The following is a 17,577-nucleotide window of genomic DNA, read 5'->3' as shown; positions in this document are numbered from 1 at the left end:
CACCTCCCGGGCACGACGATCGGTCCGGCTGACGACAGCAGGCCCCGCGGAGCGGCGGCTCCGCGGGGCGGCGCGACGTCACCCGGCGCGCTGGAACTCCGTCTGGACCTCCTCGCAGGTGGGCGCGTACTCCTCGGTGCCCGGGACGGTCTCGACGACCGCGCGGAGCCCGAACTGCGGGTCGCCGCCCCGGTCGGCCGCCTCCTCGGCCGACAGGCCCTCGAGGATGTAGACCGGCGCGAGGGCCTGGTGGTCGCACTCGCGGACCGTCATCTCGCCCTGGGCCAGGCTGACCTCCCGGCCCGACATGAACTCGCTGAACGCCTCGGGGCTGTCCGCACCCTCCTCGACGCCCTGGGCGATGAGGTGCAGCGCGTTCCACAGGTAGACGCCGTAGCCGCCCGGCGGCCGCCCGTACTCGGTGCGGAACGCCTCGACGTACTCCTGCACGCCGGGGTCGTCGACGTTCCAGTAGAAGGCCGCCATGGCCCAGGTCCCGTCGATGAGGTCGAAGCCCAGCTCCTCGTCGAAGGTGAGGTCCTCGATGCTGATGAACGTCCGGATCCGGTCGGTGAGGCCGAACTGCTCGGCCTGGCGCAGGAAGCTCACCTGGTCGCGGCCGGCTCCCCCGAACACCAGGGCGTCGGCGCCCGAGCCCTCGATCGTCGGGATGTAGGGGTTGAAGTCCGTCGTCCCGAGCGGGAAGTAGGCGGTGCCGACGACGCTGCAGCCCGACTGCTGGGGGATCGCGTTCTTGTACGCCGTCTCCTGCTCGTGGCCGAAGGCGTAGTCCGGCATCAGCAGGAAGACCCGCTGCCCCAGCTGCCCGCAGATGAACGGCGAGCCGGCCTTGATCGCCTGCGACGGCGTGGGCGCCAGGTGGTAGGTCACCTCGGGGTCGTAGTTCGGCGGACGGTTCAGCTGCTCGGTCTGGCAGGTCCCCAGGTACGGCACGCCCGCCTGGGAGGCGATCTGGTTGACCGCCAGCGTGGTCGCGGCGGACACGCAGCCGGTCAGGAAGTCGACCTGCTCCTCCTGGACGAGGGCCTGCGCCTCCCGCAGCGCCACGTCCGGCTTGAGCTGGTCGTCGCGGACGATCAGCTCGATCGGGCGGTCGCCGGCCATGCCGTCGAGCGCCTGGACGGCCAGCTCGGCGCCGGCCCGCTGCTCCTCGCCGAGCTGGACGTAGGCCCCGGTGAGGCCGGTGATGACGCCGACCCGCAGCGGCTCGTCGGAGGCCCCGCCGCCTCCGCCGCCGCCGCCGGCGACGGTCCCCCCGCAGGCGGAGACCAGGAGGGCGGCGCTGGCGACCAGGGCTGCCGTGACCCGCATGTGATCCACCTCTCACCGGAGATCGTTTCCCGGGGACCCTACGAGCGGCACGGTGACCTAGGTCTCATCGCCACCCACACAAAGTCGGCCTGCTGGCTTGTGGATCTCCACAAGCACCCGGGCCCGGCGGTGCGGTTGCATGCGGGATGACCCGTGCGCGCGGCCCGGCTCGCCCCGGGCACCGCCGCCGCACCCCTCTCCCGGGAGCCGAGGACGCATGCAGATCGGCCTGTTCCACTCCGTCCAGTGGCCCGAGGGCAGCGACCAGCGGGACCGCTACGACCAGGCGCTGCGCCAGGCCTGCCGCGCCGACGAGCTCGGCTTCGACTCGCTCTGGCTCACCGAGCACCACTTCAGCCGGCACGGGATCGTCTCCGACAGCCTCGCCGTGCTGGCGCACCTGGCCGCGCGCACCGACCGGGTGCGGTTGGGCACCGCGGTCTCCGTGCTGCCGCTGCACCACCCGCTGCGCTTCGCCGAGACCGCGGCGACGGTCGACCAGCTCAGCGGCGGGCGCCTCGACCTCGGCATCGGCAGCGGCTACCAGCCCGGCGAGTTCCGCGGTTTCGGCGTCGACATCGCCGAGAAGCACGAGCGGTTCGCCGAGGCGCTGGCGGTGCTGGAGCGGGTCTGGACCAGCGAGGGGCCGGTGTCGCACGCCGGCCGGTACTGGTCGTTCGAGGACGCCGCCCCGCAGCCCCGGCCCTTCCAGCGCCCGCACCCGCCGTTCTGGATGGCCACGGCCAGCCCCGAGGGGCTGGCCGCCTGCGCCGCGAAGGACTGGGGCGTGCTCCTGCCCCAGGGCACCTCGCTCACCGTCACCGCCGGCCAGGTCAAGCGCTACGCGGAGGCGCTCGCCGGCGCCGGCGCGGACCCGGACGGGGGGCGGGTCTACCTCGCCCGGGCGACCCACGTGGCCCCGACGGACGAGCAGGCGTGGGCCGAGGCGGAGGACCCGTACAAGGACTTCCTGGGGTACGCCGACAAGCTCCGCCGGGCGACGTCGGCCGGCGCGGCCGAGGGCGGGCGGAGCCCCTTCGACCTGGACGCCGACCTGCGCGACAGCGCGCTGTTCGGCAGCCCGGACACGGTGGTCTCGCGGCTCCGCGACATCCGGGAGCTCGGCATCGAGCGCGTCATGCTCTTCCTGCACCTGGGCGGCCTGCCGCACGAGGCGATCATGTCGTCGCTGGAGCTGATCGGGCGCAAGGTGCTGCCCGCCGTCCGGGAGCTGTAGCCGTGGCGGCTCCCGTGGTCGACGCGCAGGTGCACGTGTGGCTGCCCGAGGCCCCCGACCGGCCGTGGCCGCCGGGCGGCGCCGAGCGGGCGAAGGCGATGCACCGCGCCGAGCCGATCAGCGGCAGCGGGCTGCTGGCCGAGATGCGGGCGGTCGGCGTCGACCGCGCCGTCCTGGTGCCGCCGTTCTTCGAGGGGTACCGCAACGACCACGCCGTCGCCTGCGCGACCGAGGCGCCGGACGCCTTCCGGGTGATGGCCCGCGTCGACCTGCGTACCGGCGACGCCGGGCCGGTGCGGGAGCTGCTGCGCGACCCCGTGGTGGCCGGCGTGCGGCTGGTCTTCCTGCCGGCCGACGCCGGTCGGGTCGACGACCCGGGTGCGGAGTGGTTCTGGGAGTTCGCCGAGCAGGAGGACGTCCCGGTCATGCTGCTGGCGTCGGGCCAGCTCGACGCCCTCGGCGAGCTGGCCCGCCGGCGGCCGGGGCTGCGGCTCGCGGTCGACCACCTGGGGCTGACCGGGGAGCGGACCGACGCCGCCGCGGCGCCCGAGATCGCCACCCTGGCCGGGCTGGCCACCCTGCCCAACGTCTCGGTCAAGCTCACCGCGGCGCCCTGCTACAGCACCGAGCCCTACCCCTATCCGGCGCTGCACCCGCTGCTCCGGCAGCTCTACGACGCGTACGGCCCGGAGCGGCTGTTCTGGGGCTCGGACCTGTCCCGGTTGCGCGGCAGCTACGCCGACCTGGTGCGGCTTTTCCGGGAGGACCTCGACTTCCTCTCCCCCGCCGACGTCGAGGCCGTCATGGGCGGCAGCGTGCTGGCCTGGCTGCGCTGGCCCGCCTGACCACCCGGCCGCCGGTCGGGCCCGGCTCACGGCCGGTCGGGTCGGATCACGCCGAGCCGTCCCCCGGGGCGGCGCCGCCCTCCGGGCGCAGGACGAACAGGCCGTGGTTCTTGTCCGTGCAGTACGCGTAGCCTCGCGCGTCGACCAGGACGTCCTCGAACTGGGTGACCAGCGTCGTGGGCAGCGTCCCGCGCCGCTCCCGGGGGTCCTCGGGCACGAACCAGCCGACCTCCTCGGGGACGTAGGGGTCGGAGATGTCGAAGACCCGCAGCCCGGCGTTGAACCAGGTCATGACGACCCGGTTCCCGGGGGCGGCCAGGTCGGGGTGCCCCTGGGGGTGGTGCTGGTTGTGCGGACCGAACCGACCGCCCTTGGCGTAGTAGCTCGCCGAGGGGGTGCCGGGCTCGGGCCGCGGCAGCGGGAAGGTGGAGATGATCCTCGGCCGCTCGTCGGCGACGTCGACGACGCAGGCGTAGTTCACCGGGTCACCCGTGCCCTCGAGGATCGTCTCGCTGTTCGCCACCACCAGGCCGCGGCCCACGGGTACCGCCGAGTGGCAGCCCAGCACGCTCCCCAGGTCGCCGAAGGACACCCGACCGACGAGCGCCGGCGCCGTCGGGTCGGCCACGTCGAGGATCACCATCCCGACGCGGCCGTAACCCAGGTAGGCCCGCCCGTCGACGACGTAGGCCGGGCCGTGCAGGTAGAAGTCGTGCTCCGGCACCTCCCCGCCGGCCACGTGCTGGCCGGGCCACCACCACCGGCCGATCTCGGTCGGCCGGGTGGGGTCGGCGATGTCCACGACGGCGAGCAGGTGGCCGGCGAAGCCCTCCGGGTTGGCCGTCATCCACACGAGGTCGCCGCCGGCGTAGAAGTTCCGGTGGGTGCCGGTGCCGCCGGTCCGCCAGTGGCCGAGCAGCCGCGGGTCCTCGGGGTCGGTGCCGACGTCCCAGATGTAGGCGCCCTCCTCGAAGGGCAGGCCGGGGTCGACACCCCACCCCTCGTTGGGCTTCTCCAGCGCGGTGACCATTCGCCCGTCGGCCACCTGCACCTGGATGGTCCAGGTGTGCGCGGGCCCCTCGACGAAGCGGCAGAGCCTCGGGGACCGGGGGTCGGTCACGTCGACGATCGACCACCCCCGGTGCCACAGGTGACCGAGGTACAGGTACCAGCGGTCGCCGCGCCGCTGCATCGCCAGCTTGAACCCCGGCCGGCCGTCGAGGTCGTGGTAGCCCACGAACTCGACGGCCCGCTGCTCCAGCACGCCGGGAACGGTCACCCCGCACCCTCCCGACCGGCCGCGCGAGCGCAGGGTCCCGGGCGCCGCGGCATCACGACGCAGGCTGCCGGGAGGCGGCCGGCTGCCGGACGCGCTCCTCGGCACCCCACCACGGCCCGGTCATCCGCACGATCGCGGCGACGACCACGTACACGACGGTGGCGATGATCGCCGAGACGAACATCGGGTGCACCTCGACGTAGGTGCCCGAGGCCAGGCTGTAGACCGTGTAGACCGTCGCAGCGACGATGCTGAGCAGCGAGGCCTCGCGGCTGCAGAAGCGCCGTCCGAGCATGGTGGCGAACACCGACGGGAGCAGCGCCGCGGAGAAGGCGCTGAGGAACGCGATACCGATGAGCGCACCGACGCCCGGGCTCACGCCGTGCAGGAAGATGCCGCCGAAGATGGCGATGACGCCGTAGACGACGGTGATCATGCGGATCCAGCGGACGCTGGCCGCGGGGCTGAACTTGATCCCGCGACCGCGTTCGATGACGTCGCGGAACAGCACGCTCACGCCGGCGACGACGCCCACCTCGACGGTCGACATGGTGGCGGCCAGGATGCCGGCGAGCATCGCCCCGGCGGCGACGGGCGGCAGCTCGGCGATGAACACGCCGAAGGCCTGCTGCGGATCGTCCAGCGTGATGCCCTGACCGCGGATGTACATGCCGGCCAGCGGCATGACGACGGCGAAGGGGACGGCGAGCGCGACGCCGAGCAGCCATCCCTTGCGGGCCTCCGCCGGCGAGCGGGCCGCGGCTCCCCGGTGCCAGTAGGTGCCGCCGAACGCCAGGCAGAACATGAGGAAGAAGAGCCCGAAGGCGCTGCCCGCCGTCCAGCTGAGCCCGGCGAAGTCACCGTGCGGCAGCGGGTTGAAGAAGCCGGACGGCAGCTCGGACAGCGCCCGCGTCCCGTCGCTGCCGAGGACCAGCCACAGCGTGCCCCCGATGAAGGCGAGGGCGAAGAGCACGAACTGGACGAGGTCGGAGAAGACCGTCGCCCACATGCCACCGAGGTAGAGGTAGACCAGGCCGCTGAAACCCAGGATGAGGATGGCCGACTCCGGCGTGATCCCCATGAGTCCCGACAGGATGAGGCTGCCGCCGAGGATGTTCGCCAGCGGCGAGAACAGCAGGCCGAGCGCCAGGGCCAGGCCGGCCACGATCCGCACCCACTTGCCGAAGTTCGCCTCGAACCACTCGGTCATCGTCACGCCGCCGGTGCGGCGGGCGAACGGGGCGATGGTGAACGCGCCGATGACGACGGCGAGGATCCAGCCGGTGATCCACCAGTGGGCCACGTAGCCGCTGGCGTAGCCGATGGCCCCGACGGTCGCGCCGGTCGTGCCCGCGATGATGATCGCGGTCATGCCCATGCCCTGCAGGGGCCAGGACAGCCCGCGCCCGGCGACCATGAAGTCCTCGTCGTCGTCGATCCAGCGCTTGGTCCAGAAGCCCAGGCCGATCATCCCGACCGTGTAGACGACGAGGAAGGTCCACAGCCAGACCGACTGGCTCATGACAGGACCCCCTCCAGGCCGCGCACGACGTCCCGGCCGCGGTCGGTCAGGACCGACCGCGGCCGGATGAAGCCCGTCACGTCGATCAGCCGCAGTTCCCACAGGTGCTGGCGGGTGGCTCCCACGCCCCACTCGCACTCGGCCTGGCGGGGCGGCGGTGCCCCGTCGGCGAGGGCGCGGAGGTAGCGGACGTCGTCGGCCGAGAGCTGCTGGTCGGCCGAGGCAGCCTGGCGCGGATCGACCCCCTCCAGCGCGCACGCCCGGCCCGCGTCGGTCAGCTCGGCCTCGAGCGCGCCCCGGCCATCCTCACCGCGCCGCCGGACGAGGCCCGCCGCCTCGAGGCCGTCCAGGGCCTGCCGCACCTGGTGGCACTGGATGTACAGGCTGTCGCACAGCAGGTCCATGGTGGTCCGGCCGAAGAGCAGGCAGCGGACCACCCGCTCCTCGACGTCGTCCAGTTCCGCGGTCGACCGGCGCACGCGGGTCCTCCTCCGGTTCGGTACGGCTTCCCGTCCCCCGGCGGCCTTCCCTGTGCCGACGGCAACCGGGGTCCCGGGTAGTCAAGGCCGATCCCGCGCCGGGGACCATGTGGTCGTCCACAAAGGCGGGCGGGGCGAACTTGTGCCCGGTCAGGCCTCCGGGACCAGCGGCAGGAGCAGGTGGGGCGCGTCCTCGCCGCCGGTGTGCAGGGTCACCGTCCCGCCGAAGACCTCGCGGGGGCGGTCGGTCGGGTCGTCGTGGATGAAGGCTCCCGACCCCTTCATCACGAACCACCCGACGTTGATCGGCGGGCCGCCGTAGTCGTAGTCCGTCCCGCGCACGGTGAGCGCGATCCGGTACCCGGCCGGGACCACGATGCAGGTGGGCCAGATCTCGACGTCGACGTCGTAGCGCTGGCCCGGCGTGAGCGGCTGCCGCTCGTCGTGCGTGTGGTAGGGGCGGTGGGGCAGCGAGAGCTCGGGGTCGAGCTTGCGGTGGGACGCGCGCAGCCAGCCCTGCCCGACGGGGGTGTGCGGGTCGATGGTGCCGGCGAACAGCACCTCGTCCCCGTCCGGGTCGAACACCCGCAGGACGAGGAAGAGATCGGCGTCGGCCGTGGCCGAGGACAGCGCGATCCGCGCGGCCACGGGACCGGTGATCTCCGTCTCCTGATCCAGCGGCGGGGTGGAGAAGGTCAGCCCGTCGCTGGTGAGCGGCTCGTACGCGGCGCTGCCCGCGGCCGGTGGTTCCGAGGTCAGCGCCATGGTGCTTGCGTCCAGGTAGAACGTCGTCCACCGGGTGCGGGCCAGCGGCCACTCCTGTTCCGCGCGCTCGACGAAGCGCTCGCCGGGGTGGCGGACCTGCAGGAGGACCCGTGGCTGCCGGTCCCAGCCGTTGTCCTCGCCCTTGAGGTAGTGGTCGAAGAACCGCTTCTGCAGCAGCCGCCCGTAGTCGGTGTAGAAGTGCGTCCAGTGCTCGAGGCCGTGCCCCTCGAGCCACTTCTCCGTCGACGCGGCCCGCGTGAACGCCTCGAAGTTGCCGCGGGGGTGCAGTCCCTGCCCGCCCCAGCTGGCGCACGACAGGAACGGGACGGTGACCTTCGACCAGTCCGCGGAGCGGCTCCTGGCGTGCTCGTCGTCCAGCGGGTGCGCGAGCGCCTGCACGCCGAGGTCGACGCGGTTGCGGATCAGCTCGTCGTCGGGCAGCGTCTCGGGGCCGGCCACCGGTTCGCCGGTGTTCGGGTTCCGCGGCGCCCGGTCCCCCACGCCGTGCTGGACGCTGAGGATCTGCTCCGGGTACCAGGTCGCGAAGAAGGTGCTGAGGATCCCGCCGTGGTGGGTCATGTCGCGGTACCAGTCGGCCGCGCCCTCCCACGGGCACATCGCCGCGAGGTGCGGGGGCTGCAGCGACGCCACGTGCCACTGGTTCCAGGCGTAGTAGGAGATGCCGTTCAGGCCGACCTTGCCGTTGCTCCAGGTACGGGTCCCCGCCCACTCGATGCACTCGTAGTGGTCCCGGTTCTCCTGCGGGGACACGGGGTCGAGGAAGCCCGGCGACCGCCCGGACCCGCGACCGTCGACGCGGACGCAGGCGTAGCCGTCCGGCACCCACTTCTCCGGGTCGACCACCTCCCAGCTCTGGTACTTCCCGGTGGACCCGGCCGTGACGTCCGGGTGCTCGGTCACCATCGCCTTCCACTGGTCGGGATAGCCCTCCTGGAAGGAGAGGCCCTTGGCGTAGGGGCCGTAGGTCAGGATCACCGGGAACCGGCCGGGACCCAGGGGGCGGTAGACGTCCGCCCGCAGCACCGTGCCGTCCCCCATCAGGATCGGCTCGTCCCAGTCGATCCGCATGGTCCTGGTGAACTGGGTGGTCTTGCCCATCGACGTCTCCCCTCGGCGGCCGCCGGTCGGGCGCCGACCGTATCGGCGCGCTCGACGGGCGGGACACCGCCGCGGGGACAGCTCGGCGGGACGGCGTTTGTCCCGCTCGACAAGCCTGCGGCGCGACGAGCGGCCCGGCGGCTCAGCCCATGAACCGGCCACCGTTGACGTCGAGCGTGGCCCCCGTGATGAAGCTCGCATCCGGTCCGGCGAGGAAGCACACCGCCGCCGCGACCTCCTCCGGCGTCCCGGTCCGCCGCATCGGGGTCTCCTCGGCGAGCGCCCGGAGGCGTTCGGGGCCCAGACCCGCGACGCGGGGCGAGCGCACCACGCCCGGGGCGACGGCGTTGACCGTCACGCCGTCGCCCGCCACCTCGAGGGCCAGCTGGCGGGTCAGCCCGACGACGGCGGCCTTCGCCGCCGCGTAGGCGTGCGGCGCCTGCCCGAGCGCGGTGCGCGCAGCCATCGAGGCCACGGTGACGATGCGGCCGTAGCGCCGGCGGCGCATGACCGGCACGACGGCCCGGCAGGCCAGGAACGTGCTCGTCAGGTTGGCCTCGAGCTGGGCGTTCCACTCGTCGAGTCCCACCTCGGTGACGGGCCCGACGCCCCGGAACCCCCCGGCGCACGTCACCAGGACGTCGACCCGGCCCCAGCGCTCGACAGCGGCGCCGACGACCCCGGCCACGGCCTGCTCGTCGGTGGCGTCGGCCACGGAGAGCTCGACGTCCCCACTCGTCCCGCGGACGGCGGCGGCGACCTCCGCGAGCCGGTCGGGGTTCCGGTCCAGGAGTGCCACCCGGGTGCCCGAGGCCGCGAGTCGTTCGACGCAGGCCCGGCCGATCCCGGCACCCGCACCGGTGACGAGGGCGACCTGGCCGGGCGGTCCGTCCGTGCCCACCACGGCCCGCCCCGGGCCGCGGGCCACGCTCATCCGAGCGTCTCGTCGAGCCAGGCGGAGACGATGCGGGCCACCTCCGCCTCGTGGCCGGTGTAGAAGTGGTCGCAGTCCCGGAGGATGCGGACGTCGACCGGCCCGCCCGCCGCCTCGGCGAACCGCTCGGCCGGGTACATCTCCGGGTCCTCCTGGTCGCCGCGCAGGTAGAGCACCGGGCAGGAGATGCGTGCGGCGTTGTCGACCAGGACCGGGAGGTTCCTCTCCAGGTCCACGAACGACCCGGCCGTGATGACGTAGAACCACCCGGGCAGGAGCATGAGCTCGTCCGCGCGGCCGGCGTCCACGAGCGCGTGGGCCTGCTGCGAGAGCTCCTCGAGCCGGTCGGCCGCCAGCAACCCGAGTTCCGAGCCGCGCCGGAGCATGCCCGTGCCTCCCATGTGGGCCGACAGGAGGACCAGCGCGGGCGTCTCCGGGTGGCGGGCGACGTGCTCGGCCGCCAGCATCCCGCCGTTGCTGTGGCCGATCACGACCGGCGCGGCGAAGCCCCGCTCCCGCAGCCAGCCGGCGGCCAGCTCGTTGTCCTGGATGGCCTCGGCGGTCGTCTGGTAGGCGTTCCCCTCGGCCACGCGGGTGCGGGCGCTGACCGTGTCGTGGCCGTGGCGGTTGAAGGCCAGCGTGGCGAGCCCGATCCCGGTGAGGTGCGGGGGCAGGAAGCCGGACGCGCCGTAGTAGAAGTTCATGCCGTTGCCGTGCATCAGCAGTGCCGCGCCGCGTGGCCCCGGTGGCGGCGCCTCGTAGAAGAGGCCGTCCAGCGGCGTCCCGGGCGTGGGGATGGCGACGAGTTCGGCAGGCACGGCTCTCCGCAGGTCGACTCCGCCGGACGGCGCGGCCGCGGTCCGGCACGTCCGGGGACGGCCGCGCGGAGCCGCAGGCGGTCGACGACCACCCGGCGCTGATTGACGTCCCCGGCATCCTTCCCTACGTTGTGGCGGACGTCATCGTGCATACGCATGCAAGGCGTCTACGTCCCTCCCCCGCTGACCGGGGAGGGTTGACAGGAGAGCCGGCGGGTCGCTGCCATGACGAGTACGCCTGAGTGGTGCCGCCCTCGCGCGGTGCCCGAGCCCGTCCGGGAGGTCCGCCTCCGCGTCAACGGGGAGAGCCGCACGGTCGTCTGCCGCGGGGACACCCCGCTCCTCTACCTGCTGCGCAACGACCTGGGCCTGCGCGGCTCCCGGTTCGGCTGCGGGCTGGCCCAGTGCGGCGCCTGCATGGTGCTGCTCGACGGGCGCGCGGTGCCCTCGTGCGACCTGCCCGCCTGGGCGGCCGAGGACCACGAGGTCGAGACGGTCGAGGGGCTGGCGCCCGACCCGGTCATGAGCGCGCTGCAGCAGGCGTTCCTCCGGCGGCAGGCCGCCCAGTGCGGCTTCTGCACGTCCGGGATCCTGGTGTCCGCCTGCGCGCACCTCCGGGCCGGCGCCGCGACCGATCCGGTCAGCACGGCCGAGGCGCTGGAACGCAACCTCTGCCGGTGCGGCAGCCACGGCCGGGTGCTGGCCGCCGTGGCCGACGCCGCCGAGGCCCTGCAGGCGGCACGCCGGGCTGAGTGCGGCGCGGACGGTCCGCCGGTAACCGCCCCACGGGCCGATGGTCCACGGGGAGCGCGGTGAGCGGCGAACCGCCCGGTGCCGCGGCGCCGGCACTACCGGGCGGGCTGCCCGCCCAGTACTCCTCCTTCGGCGGCAGCCTGCGCAGCAACCCCCTGCTGTCCCGCTGGCTGCGCTTCGTGCCCGGGGGCCGGGTGCGGGTGCTCGTCGGCAAGGTGGAACTGGGCCAGGGGATCCGCACCGCCCTCGGCCAGATCGCCGCCGAGGAGCTCGACGTGGACTGGTCGAGCATCGAGGTGCTGCCGGCCGGCACCGACAGCAGCCCCGACGAGGCCTTCACCGCGGGCAGCAGATCCGTCATGGACTCGGGCGGCGCGCTGCGGGCGGTGTGCGCGCAGGCGCGCGCCCTCCTGCTCTCCGTGGCCTCCGACCGCTCCGGGATCCCCGCCGCGGAGCTCGGGGTCCGGGACGGCGCCGTCCGCGACCGGGCGGGGACCGAGCACGGCAGCTACTGGACGCTGCTCGGGCCCGGACGGCTGGAGGTCCCCGTGACCGGTGAGGCGCCGGCCAAGGACCCGGCCGACCACACCGTCGTCGGCCGCAGCCTGCCCCGCACCGACCTCCCGGCGAAGCTCACCGGCGCACCCGCGTTCGTGTCCGACCTGGCCCTGCCCGGCCAGCTCTTCGGCCGGGTCGTCCGGCCGCCGTCCCCCGGTGCGTGCCTCCTCGCCGTCGACGACTCGGCGGCCCGGGCGCTGCCCGCCGTGGTGGGTGTGGTGCGGCGCGGCAGCTTCCTCGGCGTGGTCGCCGACCGCGAGGAGGAGGCCGTCCGGGCCGCCGAGCTGCTGCGCGCCTCGGCGACCTGGCGGGAGGAGGACGGCCTCCCCGAGGCTGCGACGTGGCTGCGCGACCTCCCCGGCCGACCGGCGGAGCGCATACCGGTCGTGCGGCACGGCGAGCCGGTGGCGCCGGAGCGGGTGGCGGCGGTCGTCCGGGAGCGCTACGGCCGCCCGCACCTCGCGCACGCCTCGATCGGCCCCGGCTGCGCCCTCGCCCGGTGGGACGACGGCGGGGTCGAGGGCGGGGTCGAGGGCGGGGACGACGGCGGGGTCGAGGGCGGGGTCGAGGTGTGGACGCACAGCCAGGGCGTCTACCCGCTGCGCGAGGCCCTGTCCGCGAGCCTCGACCTCCCCGCCGACCGGATCGTCGTGCACCACGCCGACGGCCCCGGCTGCTACGGGCACAACAGCGCCGACGACGTCGCGTACGACGCGGTGGTGCTGGCGCGGGCCGTCCCGGGACGTCCCGTGCAGGTCCAGTGGTCGCGGGACGACGAGTTCGCGTGGGAGCCCTACGCGCCGGCGATGGTCACCGAGATCACCGTCGGCGTCGACGCGGCGGGCGACCCGCTCAGCTGGGAGCAGCACTGCTGGAGCACCGGGCACGACAGCCGTCCGGGGTTCGCCGGCCAGCCCGGGCTGCTGGGCGGGTGGCACGCCGCCGACGTCCCGGCGGTCGTGGCGAGCGATCCCCCGCTGGCCGTCGGCGGGGGGACCGCCCGCAACGCGGTCCCCCCGTACGCGGTCGACCACGTCGACGTGCAGGCCCACCGCGTCACGGACATGCCGCTGCGGACCTCGGCGCTGCGCGGGCTGGGTGCCACGGTGAACGTCCTCGCCATCGAGTCGATGGTGGACGAGCTCGCCGCCCGCGCGGACGTGGATCCCCTCGAGTACCGGCTGCGCCACCTCCGCGACGAGCGCGGGCGTGCGGTCCTGGAGACGGTCGCGGAGCGCGCCGGCTGGGTGACGCGCTCCACCCCGGACGCCGTGGGATGGGGGCTGGGGTACTCGCGCTACAAGGACGTCTGCGCGTACTGCGCGGTGGTCGCCCGCGTGGAGGCCGTGTCCGACGTGCGCGTGAGCGACCTCTGGATCGCCGTGGACGCCGGCCAGGTGATCAACCCCGACGGGCTGGTCAACCAGGTGGAGGGGGGCGCGATCCAGGCCACCAGTTGGGCGCTCCTGGAGGAGGTCACCTCCGACCGGCGCACCGTCACCAGCCGGGACTGGGAGACCTACCCGGTCCTGCGGTTCGGGCGGACGCCGCGGGTGCACGTGACCCTGCTCCCCCGGCCCGGCGAGCCACCGCTCGGCGCGGGCGAGGTGGCCGGTGGCCCGGTGACCGCCGCGCTGGCGAACGCGGTCGCCGACGCCGTCGGCGTCCGGGTCCGCGAGCTGCCGCTCACACCCGAGCGCATCGCGGCGGTCATCTCGGCGTGACGGCCATCGTGCTGGGCCTGCTCACCGCGGTCCTCTTCGGCTCGGCCGCCTATCTCGGGCCGGTGCTCAGCCGCAGCCACAGCCCGTCCGCGGTGCTGGCGGTGGGCCAGGTGGCCGCGGTGGCCGCCGCCGCGGCGCCGGTGCTCGCCGTGGGGGGTGCCGCTCCCGCGCCGCACTGGCTCCTGCTCGGAGGCCTGGCCGGGGTCGCCAACGGCGTCGCGCTGACCGCCATGTTCGAGGCCGCCCGGTACCTGCGGATCAGCGTCATGGCGCCCATCGGTGCCACCGGGGGTGCGGTGCCGGTGGTCGTGGCGCTGGTCCTCGGCGAGCGTCCCAGCGCCTGGCAGCTGGCCGGCATCCCCCTCGCCATCGTCGGCGTGGTCCTGGTCGCCGCCGGTCAGGGCCGCCGCGCGGCGCCGGTCCGACCGTCCCGGCCGGTCGGTCTCTGGTTGGCCGCGGGGTGGGCGGTCTCCTACGGGTTGTTCCTCAGCCTGTTCGCCGAGGCGGCGGAGGGCGGGGAGGCCTGGGCGGTCCTCACCAGCCGCGCCGCGCTGCTCGGCACGGCCGTCGTGCTGCCCTTGCTCCGGGGCACCAGCCTGCGACTACCCGGCCGGGCGGTCCCGTTGGCGGTGGTCAACGGGCTGCTGATCCTCTCCGGGGTCACCACCTTCGCGCTGGCCACGCAGGTCGGCCTGGTCAGCGTGGTGTCCGTGCTGTCCACGCTGTCGCCGCTGGTGACGGTGGCGCTGGCCGTCGTGCTGCTCCGCGAGCGGCTGGTGGCCAGCCAGCGCGTCGGGCTGGCGGCGGCCCTCTCCGGCGTCGCGCTGCTGGCGGTCGGCTGACGGCCGCCGGTGCGCTCACCCGTCCCCGCGGCCGGGCAGCGGCCCGAAGGCGGGCGGCGGGACGCGCCGCCGGGACGCCGCCTCGTAGGCCGACGCCACCTCCAGCAGGACGTCCTCGCGGCCCGGCTCGCCCCGGAAGACGAGGGAGAAGGGCAGGCCGGGCGCCGGCAGCGTGGTCGCCTCGGCGGACTCGGTCGGCAGGTACTCGGTCCGGTCGTCGCCCAGGACGAAGACGGGGTCGTGGACCGTCCGCACGTACCCCGCGGGCACCAGGACCTCGGTCAGCCCGGCGTTCGGGCCCGAGAAGGACTCCAGGCGCAGGTTCTGCGGCGTCCCGGGCTCGCTCGCGCCCCCGATCCGGCCCGGTGGAAGCGGGGTGTGCAGGCGGACGAGCACGTCGAGGTGGTTCTCCAGGAGCACCATCATGTCCACGCGGCGCAGCAGCTCCCGCAACATCACCCGCTCGTCCACGCCCTGGCGGCCGGTCAGCGGGTTGCGCATGTCGGCGACCTCGGCCCAGTTCCGCCACCAGGCCCGTTGGTCCTCTCCCCAGAACTTGGAGCGGGCGTTGAGGGCGGACCAGTCGGCCAGGGTCTCGGTGCAGCCGCGCTCGGCCCAGTCGGCCGCGCGGCGCGTCAGGTACTGGGCGATGTGGAAGCGGAAGGCCATGGCCAGCTCCTGCTCCTGCACGGTCGCCACGTCCAGGTTCCCCGGCGGCGGGATGCGGCCCTCCACCAGCTGGACGAAGTAGTCGACCGGTTGCAGCGTCCCGGTGCCGAACACCGCGCCGGGTGCGAACTCCGTCGGCACGACGGCCGCGGCGACGTCGGGGAACACCGGCTCCCCGTCCGGCCGCAGCCGGAACAGCAGGTCCGGCATGAGGACCGGCACCAGGCGGGCGAGGGCACGGCGGAAGTCGGTGCCCATGGCCTCGACCTCCGGGTCCCGGGGCCACAGCGGGTCGCCGGACTCGACCAGCGTCGCGCCGAGGTGCCGGCCCAGGACCGATGCGATCTCCGCAACCGCCAGCGGGGGGATCACCGAGGACGCGTGGGCGCCGGGACGGACGACCATGGACTCGCGGATGACGCCGATGCGGACCCCCCGCAGCGACCCCGCGGCACCGGAGCGCCGCGCGTGCACGGCGTAGGGGGTGCCGAGCACCGTGGACCGCGGGACGGTGGTGTACGGATCGCGCGGGTCGTAGTAGCCCTCGACGGGATCCTTCAGCGCATCGAGGACCTTGGCCGCGTCCTCGAGGGTGCGGGCGTGGATGCCGCTGCGGTCGACGTAGATGTCGGCACCGATCGCGCCGCCGTCGAAGCCCAGCATCGCCTTGTGCGGCAGGATGAGCGCCACCGCGTTGTGGTTGGAGGGCCCGCGGCAGGAGGCCCGGGTCTCCTCGCCGAGGCTGCACATGACGAGGTTCGTGCTGACCGACACCGCGGACCCGGAACTGGACCCGAGCGAGGCCGAGCGGGTGGTGTCGTACGGGTTGCCCGGGTTGCCGCCCCAGGTGCTGCGCTGGTAGCCGAGCGTGGAGGGCAGCACCCGGTCCGGCACGTGCCGGCCGCCCGGGTCGCCCACGCGGCCGTTGTACTCGGTGTTGACGGCCTTGGCGTAGATGATCGCCCCCTTGGCGCGCAGCTGCTCCACGAGCACGTGGTCGCGCGCCGGGAAGTCGATGTCGTACCGGGCGTCGGCTCCGCCGGTGGACCGCATGTCCTTGGTGTCGAACGGGTCCTTGAACGAGAACACCACCCCGTACATGGGCATCGCCTCGAGGTCGGGCTCGCGGCCGTGGGTGGCGTCCAGGTGCGCGGCCTGCTCCAGGGCGTCGGGCAGCCGGCGGAAGAGCTCGCACACCGGCGGTGCACCGGGTGGCAGCGGGCCCTCGGAGGGGTGGCGGTCGAAGTCGCCCCGGCAGGTGACCGATCGCTCCCCGCGGACGTTGAGCGTCGCCAGGGCGTTGACCTGCCCGGCGTCCGGGATGCCGACGATCATCCCGAACTGCTGCTGGACCTCGGGATCGGAGGCGGTCGCCTCCATCCGGCCGAACTCCAGCGGCGGCCCCTCGTACCGGTCCAGGTCGGGCAGCAGCGCGGCGGCCGGGACCGTCCCGGTCGGGAAACGGAGCGGACGCCCCGCCCGGACGGCGCCGGTCGCCGGCGGGACCGGAGCGCCGTCCTCGGTCACGAGCATGCTGCAGACGCCGTTGTACGCGCGCGCCCGGTCGAGGTAGTGCTGCACGACCGCGACGCAGGTCGTCTCCCCGGAGCGGATGGCCCGGTGGAGGTCGGCGATCGTCGCCTCCTCGAGCCGGAACCCGGTCCCGTCGGTCATGGTCGGGCCGTCCGCGGCGGTCTCAGCCGCCGACGGCGACCGGCCGCCGGTCGCGCGCCGAACGGGCCAGCGCCTCGGTCAGCTCGACGCTGCGCAGGCCGTCGACGCCGGAGGGGCTCGGCTCCCGGCCGTGCAGGACCGCGTCGGCGAAGTTCTCCACCGTCGCCAGGAAGGCGCCGGTCGACGAGACGGCCCGCTCGGTGGTGCCGTCGCGGCCGATGACGGAGATGCTCCCGGCCAGGTTGGGCCGGGTGACGTTGCGGCCGAGCACGGTCCCCTCCGTCCCGCAGATCGACAGGTTCTGCTGCGGGTTCGGCAGCGACTGGTTCGCGTTGACGTAGGCGAGGGCGCCGTTCTCGAAGCGGAGGAGCGCCAGGGCCAGCGTGTCGACCCGGAACCCGGGCTCCACGTCGACCACGGCCGTGGCCTCCACGACCTCCGAGCCCAGCAGGTAGCGGAGCAGGTCGTAGGCGTGGACCCCGAGGTTGTTCATCACGCCGGCCCCGGCCATCTCCGGATCGGTGCGCCAGTTCTGCGGCAGCATCCGGCCGGGCCCGAGCTCGACCTGCGCCAGCCGCACCGACCCGATCCCGCCGGCGGCCAGCAGGTCCCGGATCTCCCGCATGCCTTCGTGGTTGCGGGTCTGGAAGGTCACCCCGAGGCGCACCCCGGCCGCCGCGCAGGCGGCCACGGCGCGCTCGGCGTCCGCCACCGTCGTCGCGAGGGGCTTGTCGCAGAGCACGTGCTTGCCGGCCTCCGCCGCCGCCACCACCTGGTCGGCGTGCAGGCCGTTCGGGGTGGCGACGTAGACGGCGTCCACGGCGGGGTCCTCGAGCAGCGCGCGGTAGTCGTCGTACGCGGCGGCCGCCCCGTGCCGGCCGGCGAAGTCCTCGGCCTTCGCCGCGTCCCGGCTGACCACGCCGGCGAGCGCGCCGTTGGCCGACGCGGCGATCGCCGGTGCGATCTCGGTGTCGGCGATCCGACCGAGGCCGACGAGGCCCCAGCCGATGCGGTCGTCGTCCGTCAT

Annotated in this window: 14 protein-coding genes; 5 read left to right on the top strand and 9 right to left on the bottom strand. The window is 74.4% G+C overall.

Annotation, left to right across the window (positions count from 1 at the left end):
• Nucleotides 1–78: 78 nt before the first annotated feature.
• The gene (locus OF117_RS05800; RefSeq protein WP_263551856.1) at nt 79–1,332 is read right to left on the bottom strand and encodes an ABC transporter substrate-binding protein; all 1,254 of its coding nucleotides are present in this window, start codon (nt 1,330–1,332) and stop codon (nt 79–81) included.
• A 217-nt stretch (nt 1,333–1,549) separates the two neighbouring features.
• On the opposite strand from OF117_RS05800, the gene OF117_RS05795 reads away from it, so the two are divergent.
• Nucleotides 1,550–2,569, top strand: a complete 1,020-nt coding sequence (locus OF117_RS05795) for an LLM class flavin-dependent oxidoreductase (protein ID WP_263551855.1) — start codon at nt 1,550–1,552, stop codon at nt 2,567–2,569.
• Nucleotides 2,570–2,571: 2 nt separating this feature from the next.
• Nucleotides 2,572–3,414 (top strand): amidohydrolase family protein, encoded by an 843-nt coding sequence (locus OF117_RS05790; protein WP_263551854.1) that lies wholly within the window; start codon nt 2,572–2,574, stop codon nt 3,412–3,414.
• A 46-nt stretch (nt 3,415–3,460) separates the two neighbouring features.
• On the opposite strand, the gene OF117_RS05785 is transcribed toward OF117_RS05790, so the two are convergent.
• The 6 genes from OF117_RS05785 to OF117_RS05760 form a co-directional block, all read right to left on the bottom strand.
• Nucleotides 3,461–4,693 (bottom strand): LVIVD repeat-containing protein, encoded by a 1,233-nt coding sequence (locus OF117_RS05785; RefSeq protein ID WP_263551853.1) that lies wholly within the window; start codon nt 4,691–4,693, stop codon nt 3,461–3,463.
• Nucleotides 4,694–4,745: 52 nt separating this feature from the next.
• Nucleotides 4,746–6,215: a sodium:solute symporter gene (locus tag OF117_RS05780; RefSeq protein ID WP_263551852.1), complete on the bottom strand. Its 1,470-nt coding sequence runs from the start codon at nt 6,213–6,215 to the stop codon at nt 4,746–4,748.
• Complete coding sequence (locus OF117_RS05775) at nt 6,212–6,694, bottom strand: hypothetical protein (protein WP_263551851.1); 483 nt, start codon at nt 6,692–6,694, stop codon at nt 6,212–6,214. The genes OF117_RS05780 and OF117_RS05775 overlap by 4 nt, the downstream gene beginning before the upstream one ends.
• Before the next feature lie 150 nt (nt 6,695–6,844).
• Complete coding sequence (locus OF117_RS05770) at nt 6,845–8,578, bottom strand: CocE/NonD family hydrolase (protein WP_263551850.1); 1,734 nt, start codon at nt 8,576–8,578, stop codon at nt 6,845–6,847.
• A gap of 142 nt (nt 8,579–8,720) precedes the next feature.
• A complete protein-coding gene (locus OF117_RS05765; RefSeq protein WP_263551849.1) occupies nt 8,721–9,512 on the bottom strand; it encodes an SDR family NAD(P)-dependent oxidoreductase in 792 nt (263 codons plus the stop codon).
• Nucleotides 9,509–10,330: an alpha/beta hydrolase gene (locus OF117_RS05760; RefSeq protein ID WP_263551848.1), complete on the bottom strand. Its 822-nt coding sequence runs from the start codon at nt 10,328–10,330 to the stop codon at nt 9,509–9,511. The genes OF117_RS05765 and OF117_RS05760 overlap by 4 nt, the downstream gene beginning before the upstream one ends.
• Nucleotides 10,331–10,591: 261 nt before the next feature.
• On the opposite strand from OF117_RS05760, the gene OF117_RS05755 reads away from it, so the two are divergent.
• The 3 genes from OF117_RS05755 to OF117_RS05745 are packed head-to-tail and all read left to right on the top strand — an operon-like array spanning nt 10,592 to nt 14,207.
• Nucleotides 10,592–11,146 carry a (2Fe-2S)-binding protein gene (locus tag OF117_RS05755; protein ID WP_263551847.1) on the top strand — a complete coding sequence of 185 codons (555 nt, stop codon included), beginning with the start codon at nt 10,592–10,594 and terminating at the stop codon, nt 11,144–11,146.
• A complete protein-coding gene (locus OF117_RS05750; protein ID WP_263551846.1) occupies nt 11,143–13,365 on the top strand; it encodes a xanthine dehydrogenase family protein molybdopterin-binding subunit in 2,223 nt (740 codons plus the stop codon). Before OF117_RS05755 ends, OF117_RS05750 begins: the two co-directional genes overlap by 4 nt.
• Nucleotides 13,362–14,207: an EamA family transporter gene (locus tag OF117_RS05745; RefSeq protein ID WP_263551845.1), complete on the top strand. Its 846-nt coding sequence runs from the start codon at nt 13,362–13,364 to the stop codon at nt 14,205–14,207. Before OF117_RS05750 ends, OF117_RS05745 begins: the two co-directional genes overlap by 4 nt.
• 15 nt (nt 14,208–14,222) lie before the next feature.
• On the opposite strand, the gene OF117_RS05740 is transcribed toward OF117_RS05745, so the two are convergent.
• Both OF117_RS05740 and OF117_RS05735 read right to left on the bottom strand, forming a co-directional pair.
• Entirely contained in the window at nt 14,223–16,550 is a 2,328-nt protein-coding gene (locus OF117_RS05740) for an amidase family protein (RefSeq protein ID WP_263551844.1), read from the bottom strand.
• A 22-nt stretch (nt 16,551–16,572) separates the two neighbouring features.
• Nucleotides 16,573–17,577, bottom strand: a complete 1,005-nt coding sequence (locus OF117_RS05735) for a Gfo/Idh/MocA family protein (RefSeq protein WP_263551843.1) — start codon at nt 17,575–17,577, stop codon at nt 16,573–16,575.

The sequence above is a fragment of the Geodermatophilus sp. YIM 151500 genome, assembly GCF_025716945.1.
Lineage (GTDB): Bacteria > Actinomycetota > Actinomycetes > Mycobacteriales > Geodermatophilaceae > YIM-151500.
Note: the sequence above shows the minus strand (reverse complement) of the source record. Positions and strands in the feature narration are given on the sequence as shown.

Bases quoted from the DNA above. Each gene is read 5' to 3' on its own strand.
- OF117_RS05800 (WP_263551856.1), bottom strand. From the start codon at position 1,332: ATGCGGGTCACGGCAGCCCTGGTCGCCAGCGCCGCCCTCCTGGTCTCC.
- OF117_RS05735 (WP_263551843.1), bottom strand. From the start codon at position 17,577: ATGACGGACGACGACCGCATCGGCTGGGGCCTCGTCGGCCTCGGTCGG.
- OF117_RS05765 (WP_263551849.1), bottom strand. From the start codon at position 9,512: ATGAGCGTGGCCCGCGGCCCGGGGCGGGCCGTGGTGGGCACGGACGGA.
- OF117_RS05740 (WP_263551844.1), bottom strand. From the start codon at position 16,550: ATGACCGACGGGACCGGGTTCCGGCTCGAGGAGGCGACGATCGCCGAC.
- OF117_RS05780 (WP_263551852.1), bottom strand. From the start codon at position 6,215: ATGAGCCAGTCGGTCTGGCTGTGGACCTTCCTCGTCGTCTACACGGTC.
- OF117_RS05770 (WP_263551850.1), bottom strand. From the start codon at position 8,578: ATGGGCAAGACCACCCAGTTCACCAGGACCATGCGGATCGACTGGGAC.
- OF117_RS05795 (WP_263551855.1), top strand. From the start codon at position 1,550: ATGCAGATCGGCCTGTTCCACTCCGTCCAGTGGCCCGAGGGCAGCGAC.